Below are 8403 nucleotides of genomic sequence, written 5' to 3'. Positions count from 1 at the left end.
GCGATCCGTTCGCCATGCTGCCGTTCTGCGGCTACAACATGGCCGACTACTTCGCGCACTGGCTCAAGTTGGGCGCGCAGCTGGCAACAAGTGGTGCCACGCTGCCGAAGATCTTCTGCGTGAACTGGTTCCGCAAGGACGAACAAGGTCGCTTCGTGTGGCCGGGCTTCGGCGAGAACATGCGCGTGCTGAAGTGGATGGTCGACCGCATCGAGGGCCAGGTTCAGGGTAGCGAGCACGTCTTCGGCGTGTCGCCGCGTTATGAAGAGCTGAGCTGGGACGGTCTGGACTTCACGGCCGAGCAGTTCGCCAAGGTGATCTCGCTGGATGCCGCCGCCTGGCAGCAGGAGCTGGCGCTGCACGACGAGCTGTTCACGCAGCTGGCGCACCACCTGCCGCAGGCGCTGCCGGAAGCGAAGGCGCGCCTGGAGGGGCGTCTGCAAGGCTGATCGCAGTCAGCTGTTGCTAAGGAAAGCCCGCGCATTGCGCGGGCTTTTTTTGTCTGTTCTGCCCATTCTTTGGGCAGTAATCCCAAAGATTTAAGTCGCGCGATTTACCCCTTTCATTAAAACGGGTCGCTTGATTTAAATTTTATTGAATTCCGTTGTAAAAAATACCGAAACGCACAACGCGATGTGCGTTATGCCAATGCCAACATAATAACAATGCCTTTATGCGGGGCGCGGATCATCGTGCGCATGATACGGCTGGAAACCCGCGTCTGGCATAGGTTTGTGAAGCATGCGTGTCAACTTGCGCATGGCATTGGCACATCATTCGGCGCAAATTTTCGAATTGTTAAAATCCTGCGTGACGAATTCCCGTTGGATTCTTATAATCCGGCAACACAGGGTCTTCGCAATATGGAGCCAGCGCGAAGGCTGACAAAAAAGTATCGGGAAACGGCTGGCAAGCCAATGTCATGTTCGGATGGGCATCACGTCCATCCTCCGGCGCGCGGGGGTGCGCCGGCTCGGTTTTCGGCGTGTGATGCCGCGCTGTATGCAAACGATTGCACAGTGCGGCAGCGGACGACGAAGCGGGGGCGTGCCACAACCCTTCCCGAAACATCCTGGATCACCAGGTGGCTCCGCCGGAGATCTGCTGACGGGACAAGCAGTGCACAGCGATCTCCCGTCTGGCCCGCAAGGGCCGGGCGACGCAGGACCGTATGACATGCAGGCGAGCGCGCTACGCCCGCGTGGATTCCATAACAACGCGCACCGCAGACAGAAGAGCGCGGCCGAGGGGCCGATTGCCGGAAATTTGTCGGCTGGGTTTGACGGGAGGTTTTACAAGTGGGAATTCAGATCTTGCTGGTCGAACAAGACCAGGCAGAGGGGGAGCGTCTGTCGTTTTCCCTGCGTGACGGCGGACATCTGGTCCAACGGGTGGATGGCCCGGCACAGGCGCAAGCCGTGCTGCAGGCGTCTGCGCCCGATCTGCTGCTGATGGAGTGGACGTGGCCGGAGCGCGAATCGATCGACATGCTGCTGGCCCTGCGCGCCAGCACGCACACGCGTGGCCTGCCGGTCATCGTGTTGTCGCGTCATGGGGATGCGCGCGCCAAGATCGCCGCGCTCGACGCCGGCGCTGACGATTACGTGGTCAAGCCGTGCGACACGGGTGAGCTGCATGCCCGCATCCGCGCGGTGCAGCGCCGCCGCGCGCCGCAGCAGGGCGACGAAGTGCTGCAGGTCAACGGCCTGCGGCTCGATCCGCTCACGCTGGGCGTGACGGCGCAGACCGAGACTGGACCGCGCGCGATTCCGCTCAGCCCGCTCGAGTTCCGCCTGCTGCATTTCCTGGTGGCCCACCCGCAGCGCGTGCATTCGCGCACGCAATTGCTCGACCGGGTGTGGGGCAACCATGTCTTCGTGGGCGAGCGGACGGTGGACGTGCATGTGCGCAAGCTGCGCGTGGCACTGGCCGGCACCCCGTGCGACGGCCTGATCCAGACCGTGCGCGGTGGCGGCTACCGCCTGATGGTGGGCACGGGCGCCGCGCTGAAGGCGCAGCCGGCCGAGGCCATCGGTGCACAACTGGAGGCCGCCGCGCGCAAGCCGGAGCTGCCGGCCTACGGGCGCGTGCCCACGCGCTCGCTCAGCCTCAACGAGCCGGTGCGCCTGACCGCCTGACCGGCCCGCACTAAGCACCTTTCGACCATTCCCTCGACCCTGCATGAAGCAGGGCGATGGAATGGTTTTGTCTGTGCCCAACCTCAATCCAACAATCTCAGGGGGAATCGAACATGAAGCTGTGGTGGAGCGGTGTACTGCTGGCCGGACTGGCCATGAGCGCGCAGGCGCAGGAAGTGAAGCCGGGTCTGTGGGAAAGCACGACCAGCGTGACCCTGAACGGCAAGCCGTTCCCACACGTTGACGAGCAGGGCCGCCAAGTGCCGAACCGCCCGGAACGCGGCTGCGTGAGCGCGAACGATGCCGGGAACATCCGCGACAGGATTGAACGCAACATGCTCAAGGACATGCACGGCTGTGCCGTGACCCGCTGGAACTACGCGCTGGGCACGCTCAAGGTGTCGATGTCGTGCGAGGACCCGCAGGGCGGCAAGGGGTCGCTGGATGCCAGCGGCCCGCTCACGGCCACGTCCTTCGACATCACCGGCAGCGGCCACTACCAGCACCCGCAGTATGGGCCGATGACCAGCGGCTTCCACTACCAGGGCCGCTACCTGGGCGCGTGCAAGTCGTAAGCCGCGGGCCCGAAGGAGAAGCCTGGATGCACCCACGCTACCTACGCTCGCTCGGGGTGTCGCTCGTGCTGGCGGCACTGCTGTGCGCGTGCGGCAAGCAGGATGACGCCATCGCCAGCACCACGGTGGGCATCGACACCGCGCTGCCCCAGGCGTGCGTCGAGGCCGAAGATGCCCAGCGCGCCTGCACCGAGAACCAAGCCGCCGGCTACGAGCGCGTTGGGCAACCGGCCGCCGCCAAGCAGCTGCGCGACGCCTTGCCCAAGGAGATGGACGCCGTGCGGGCACGCTGGCGCTCCGTCGCCAGCAAGGACGGGCTGGCCCTATCCTGTGCCGCCACGCGCGACGCCCTGCGGGCGCAGCCGCAATGCCGCAAGGGATGAGCGCCCTGGCACACGGTGCGTGGAGGGTGCGCACCTGAAAAAACGGCCGGACCGCTAGGCGGTACCGGCCGTTTTTCTTGTTGCCGAGGCGATCAGCGCTGGCCTTCGCGCCAACGCTTGAGCCAACCCAACCCCTCGCTGGTGCCTGCGCGTGGCCGGTACTCGCAACCGACCCAGCCGTCGTAGCCCAGCGTGTCCATCAACGCGAACAGGTGCGGGTAGTTCAGCTCGCCCTCGTCCGGCTCGTGGCGATCCGGCACACCGGCAATCTGCACGTGGCCGACATCGGTGACGTACTGCTTGAGCTTGACCGACAGGTCGCCCTCCATGATCTGCGCGTGGTACAGGTCGAACTGCACCTTCAGGTTGGGCGCGCCGACCTCCTTGCACACCGCATGCGCCTGGGCCTGATGTGTGAGGAAGAAGCCTGGCATGTCGCGCGTGTTGATCGGCTCCAGCACGATGGTGATGCCTGCGCCGGCCGCCTCGCGCGCGGCGTAGGCGAGGTTCTGCACGTAGGTGGCGTGGTGGCGGGCACGGTCGTCATTCGGCCCGATCAGGCCCGCCACCACGTGCACGCGCGTGTTGCCGAGCACCTGCGCGTACTCCAGTGCGGTGGCGATGCTGCGCTTGAACTCCTCCTCGCGCCCGGGCAGCGAGGCGATGCCGCGCTCGCCGCCGGCCCAGTCGCCCGGCGGGGCGTTGAACAGCGCCTGCGTGAGGCCGTGGTCGACCAGCCGTGCGCGCAGCGGGTGCTTGTCGTACTCATACGGGAAGAGGAATTCCACGCCCTCGAAGCCATCCTTTGCCGCGGCGGCAAAGCGGTCGAGGAACGCGTGCTCCTGGTACATCATGGAGAGGTTGGCGGCAAAGCGCGGCATGGCAAATCCTTACGTCGACGGTGTTACTTGTTAACCAGTTGCGGCGGCGTGCGCAGCACGGCGATGGCACCGATCACCAGCACGCCCGCCAGCGCATACATGCCGGCCGAGGTGCTGTTGGTCATGTCCTTGAGCGCGCCCACCATGTAGGGGCTGACGAAGCCGGCCAGGTTGCCTACCGAGTTGATGGCGGCAATGCCGGCCGCGGCAGCGGTGCCGCGCAGGAACGACGTGGGCAGCGACCAGAACAGCGGTGCGCAGGTCAGCACCCCAGCGGCGGCCACCGACAGAAACACCACCGACAGCACCACATTGTGCGACGACGCGGCCACCACGGCAAAGCCGACCGCGCCCATCAGCGCCGGCACCACCAGATGCCAGCGGCGCTCGCGGCGCGCGTCGGCGCTGCGGCCGATCAGCACCATGGCGATCGCGGCGCAGAGGTACGGAATGGCGGACAGCACGCCCACCATGAAGGTGTCCGTCACGCCCGCGTTCTTCACCAGCGTCGGCACCCAGAACGTCAGGCCGTACTGGCCCATCACGAAGGCAAAGTAGATCAGGCTCATCAGCCACACGCGCGGGTCGGAGAACAGCGCGCCCAGGCCCGGGTGCTCCGCCTTGCCGTGGTTGTCGGCGGCGATGTTCGCTTCCAGCAGTTGCTTGTCTTCCTCGCTCAGCCACTTGGCGCGGCGGATGCTGTCATCGAACTTCCACAGCACCAGCAGGCCCACGAGCACGGCGGGAATCGCCTCGATCGCGAACATCCACTGCCAGCCCTGCCAGCCGCTGTTGTCGTGGAACGCGCTCATGATCCAGCCCGACAGCGGATTGCCGAAGATGCCCGAGATGGGGATCGCCGCCATGAACATCGCGACGATGCGCGCGCGGCGGTGCGACGGATACCAGTACGTCAGGTACAGGATGATGCCGGGGTAGAAGCCGGCCTCGGCCAGGCCCAGCAGGAAGCGCATCACGTAGAACTGCGTGGGCGTCTGCACGAAGGCGAAGGCGCCGGAGATCAGGCCCCAGGTGATCATGATGCGCGCGATCCACACGCGCGCGCCGATCTTGTGCAGCAGCAGGTTGCTCGGCACCTCGAACAGGAAGTAGCCGATGAAGAAGATGCCCGCACCCAGGCCGTACACCGTCTCGGAAAAATTCAGCGCCTGCGACATCTGCAGCTTGGCAAAGCCGACGTTTACGCGGTCGAGATAGGCGACCACGTAGCACAGCATGATGAGCGGAACGATGCGGCGCGACACGCGTGCGTAGACGCTGTCTTCCTGTGACAGGGCGCGCGCTGGCAGCGCCGCCGTGGTGGCGGTGGACGTGGTCATGTGGTCTCCGGTGTAGGTGTTATGTGGGCCGCGATGGCAGCTACCAGCGGGCCCCGAACGTCTGGCGCAACTCGTCGATCTGCGCGTCGGACAGCGGTGCGGGCTTCGGGCTGGTCATGAGCCAAAGCCGCGCGGTTTCTTCCAGTTCTTCCAGGGCGTAGGCCGCGTTCGAGACCGAGCCGTGCCACACCACGGGGCCGAGGCGATCGAGCAGCACCGCGCGCACGTCGTTCGCGAGTTCGGCGATCTGCCTGGCGACGTCCGGATGCCCTGGGCGTTGATAGCGGATGAGCGGCACGTGCCCGACCTTCATCACGTAGTAGGGCGTGATGGGCGGCAGCACGTCGGCCTCGCGCCAGACGCCGGCCAGCGTGAGCGCCACCAGGTGTGTCGAATGCGTGTGCACGACGGCGTGCGCATCAGCATTGCGGTCGTAGATGCCGCGATGCAGGGCGAGCGTCTTCGAGGGCTTGTCGCCGCTGACCCATTCACCGGCCGTGCTGACCTTGGCGATGCGCGCCGGATCCAGCGTGCCGAGGCACGCGTCGGTGGGCGTGATGAGCCAGCCATCGGGCAGGCGCGCGCTGATGTTGCCGGCGGTGCCGACGGTGTAGCCGCGCGCGTACAGGCTGGCGCCCACGCGCGCGATCTCTTCGCGCAGCGCGTTTTCAGTGGCGGCCGTCATGCGATGGGCTCCACCGTGGTCTGGGCCAATTGCGCGAGCGCCTTCTCGAAGAAATCGACCGTGCCGAAGTTGCCGGACTTGAGCGCCAGCGCGACCGGGTCATCACCGATGGTCGCCGTCCATGGCACGCCCGGATCGATCTGCGGGCCGATGCGCAGCGCGCGCACATCCAGCGCCTGCACCACCGCGCCCGAGGACTCACCGCCGGCCACGACGAAGCGGCGCACGCCATCGGCATGCAGCGCGCGGGCGATGCGACCGAGCGCCTCTTCAACCAGCTTGCCGGCGCGCTCCACGCCCAAGGTCTGCTGCACGCGCGCGACCTGCTCCGGCGCGCTGGTGGCGTACACCAGCACGGTCTGTCCCGCGTGGCGGTGCACGAAATCGAGCGCCTCGACCACCACCGGCTTGCCTTCGGCCAGCGCCAGCGGATCTATCTGGAACGCCGGACGCGACGCACGCCAGTGCGCGACCTGCGCATTCGTCGCGCGCGAGCAGCTACCGGACAGCACGATGGCCGCGTCCGCTACGGCCGGCAAGCATGCCGCATCGCCGTGTGCGGTGATCAGCCCCGCGCGGCGATACTGCGCCGGCAGACCCAGCGCCAGGCCCGAGCCGCCGGTGAGTAGCGGCAGGTCGGCAAACGCCTCGCCCAGCACGATCAGGTCGTCGTTGGAGATTGCGTCGGCAACGCCCAAGTGCACGCCATCGGCGCGCAGCAGCTGCATCTGATCGCGGCAGGCCTGCGCGCCGCGCATCACCGTGTCATAGCGCAGCAGGCCGACCTTGCCCGCGCTCTGGCGCGCCAGCACCGGCACCAGGTTCGGATCGCGCATCGGCGTGAGCGGGTGGTGCTCCATGCCCGACGCGTTGAGCAGCACGTCGCCGACGAACAGGTGGCCGCGGAAGATCGTGCGGCCGTTCTCCGGAAACGCCGGGCAGGCCAGCGTGAAGTCGGTGCCCAGCGCCGCCATCAGCGCCTCGGCCACGGGGCCGATGTTGCCGTCGTCGGTGGAGTCGAAGGTCGAGCAGTACTTGAAGAAGAAGCGCGAGCAGCCGCGCCCGCGCAGCCAGTGCAGCGCCGCCAGCGACTGGCCGACCGCTTGCGGCGCGGGGATCGTGCGTGACTTGAGCGCGATCACGATGGCATCGGCGCCAGCGGCAATGGCTTCATCACCGGCGCCCGGCACGCCGATGGTCTGCACGGTGCGCATGCCCGCGCGCACCAACATGTTGGCGAGGTCGGTCGCGCCGGTGAAGTCGTCGGCGATGCAGCCGAGCACGGGGCGGGAGGTTTGCGCGTCGCTCATGCGGCGTTCTCCGGCAGCGTGATCCCCGGGAAGATCTTGATCACGGCGCTGTCGTCTTCCTTGGCGTAACCGGCCGTGGAGGCCTGCATGAACATCTGGTGCGCGGTGGCGGCCAGCGGCAGCGGGAACTTGGTCGCGCGCGCGGTATCGAGCACCAGCCCAAGGTCCTTGACGAAGATGTCGACGGCGGACAACGGCGTGTAGTCGCCGGCCAGCACGTGGGCCATGCGGTTTTCGAACATCCAGCTATTGCCTGCGCTGTGGGTGATGACCTCATACAGCGCATCCGCCTCCACGCCTTCGCGCAGGCCCAGCGCCATCGCTTCGGCGGCGGCGGCAATGTGCACGCCGGCCAGCAGCTGGTTGATGATCTTCACCTTGCTGCCGGCGCCGGCCTTGTCGCCCAGGCGGTAGACCTTGCCGGCCATGGCGTCGAGCACGGCGCCCGCCGCCGCATAGGCTGCGGGTGTGGCCGAAGTCATCATGGTCATCTGGCCCGAGGCAGCCTTGGCGGCGCCGCCCGAAATCGGGCCGTCCACGTACAGGACACCAAGCTGCGCGAGACGCGCTTCCAGCGCAATCGACCAATTCGGGTCCACCGTGGAACACATGACGAACGTGCTGCCCGGTCGCATGGCCGCAGCAGCGCCCTGCTCGCCGAACAGCACGGCTTCGGTCTGGGCGGCATTGACCACCACCGAGACCAGCACGTCCACGCTGGCCGCCACCTCGGCAGGCGTTGCGCAGGCCACGCCGCCTTCCTTGGCGAAGTCCGCAGCGGCGCCTGGGCGGGCGTCGCAGGCGTACACGGTGTAGCCCTGATTGCGCAGCGTCTTGGCAATGCCCATGCCCATTGCGCCGAGCCCGACCACGCCGACCTTCTGGTCGACCGTCGATTGCGTCATGAAGAACTCCTGAGGTGAATTACTTACCGGCCGATGCGTCGCGGCCCTCGGCCAAGCGACGCGCGGCGTTGAACATGTGGGTTTGCGCGGCGTTGCGCGCGGCCAGGGCATCGCGCTTGCGGATGGCTTCCACCATCGCGCGGTGCTCGTCGCGCACCTGGCGGGCGAAGTCTTCGCGGCGCGCTT

At 66.9% G+C, this 8403-nt stretch carries 10 protein-coding genes; 4 read left to right on the top strand and 6 right to left on the bottom strand.

Annotated features, from left to right (window positions below):
• The 4 genes from QZ609_RS21580 to QZ609_RS21565 all read left to right on the top strand — a co-directional run.
• Positions 1-449, top strand: a 449-nt coding sequence (locus QZ609_RS21580) for a phosphoenolpyruvate carboxykinase domain-containing protein (protein WP_295499414.1), incomplete at its 5' end; no start/stop codon positions are given.
• An 849-nt stretch (positions 450-1298) separates the two neighbouring features.
• Positions 1299-2138, top strand: a complete 840-nt coding sequence (locus tag QZ609_RS21575) for a winged helix-turn-helix domain-containing protein (protein WP_295499411.1) — start codon at positions 1299-1301, stop codon at positions 2136-2138.
• Between the two features lie 113 nt (positions 2139-2251).
• Positions 2252-2713, top strand: coding sequence for a DUF3617 family protein (locus QZ609_RS21570; RefSeq protein WP_295499407.1), 462 nt, complete (start codon positions 2252-2254; stop codon positions 2711-2713).
• A gap of 26 nt (positions 2714-2739) precedes the next feature.
• Positions 2740-3096 (top strand): hypothetical protein, encoded by a 357-nt coding sequence (locus tag QZ609_RS21565; protein ID WP_295499404.1) that lies wholly within the window; start codon positions 2740-2742, stop codon positions 3094-3096.
• A 92-nt stretch (positions 3097-3188) separates the two neighbouring features.
• On the opposite strand, the gene otnI is transcribed toward QZ609_RS21565, so the two are convergent.
• From otnI to QZ609_RS21535, 6 genes are all read right to left on the bottom strand, one after another.
• Positions 3189-3977: a 2-oxo-tetronate isomerase gene (gene otnI / locus QZ609_RS21560; protein ID WP_295499402.1), complete on the bottom strand. Its 789-nt coding sequence runs from the start codon at positions 3975-3977 to the stop codon at positions 3189-3191.
• Positions 3978-4000: 23 nt separating this feature from the next.
• Positions 4001-5317: an MFS transporter gene (locus QZ609_RS21555; RefSeq protein ID WP_295499399.1), complete on the bottom strand. Its 1317-nt coding sequence runs from the start codon at positions 5315-5317 to the stop codon at positions 4001-4003.
• Positions 5318-5357: 40 nt separating this feature from the next.
• A complete protein-coding gene (locus tag QZ609_RS21550) occupies positions 5358-6002 on the bottom strand; it encodes an aldolase (RefSeq protein ID WP_295499397.1) in 645 nt (214 codons plus the stop codon).
• Complete coding sequence (gene otnK, locus QZ609_RS21545) at positions 5999-7312, bottom strand: 3-oxo-tetronate kinase (RefSeq protein ID WP_295499394.1); 1314 nt, start codon at positions 7310-7312, stop codon at positions 5999-6001. Before otnK ends, QZ609_RS21550 begins: the two co-directional genes overlap by 4 nt.
• Positions 7309-8217 carry an L-threonate dehydrogenase gene (ltnD, locus tag QZ609_RS21540; RefSeq protein WP_295499391.1) on the bottom strand — a complete coding sequence of 303 codons (909 nt, stop codon included), beginning with the start codon at positions 8215-8217 and terminating at the stop codon, positions 7309-7311. Before ltnD ends, otnK begins: the two co-directional genes overlap by 4 nt.
• Before the next feature lie 19 nt (positions 8218-8236).
• Positions 8237-8403: FCD domain-containing protein (locus QZ609_RS21535; protein WP_295499416.1), on the bottom strand; the 167-nt coding region annotated here is incomplete at its 5' end.

The organism is uncultured Ralstonia sp., assembly GCA_913056305.1.
GTDB lineage: Bacteria > Pseudomonadota > Gammaproteobacteria > Burkholderiales > Burkholderiaceae > Ralstonia.
Note: the sequence above shows the minus strand (reverse complement) of the source record. Positions and strands in the feature narration are given on the sequence as shown.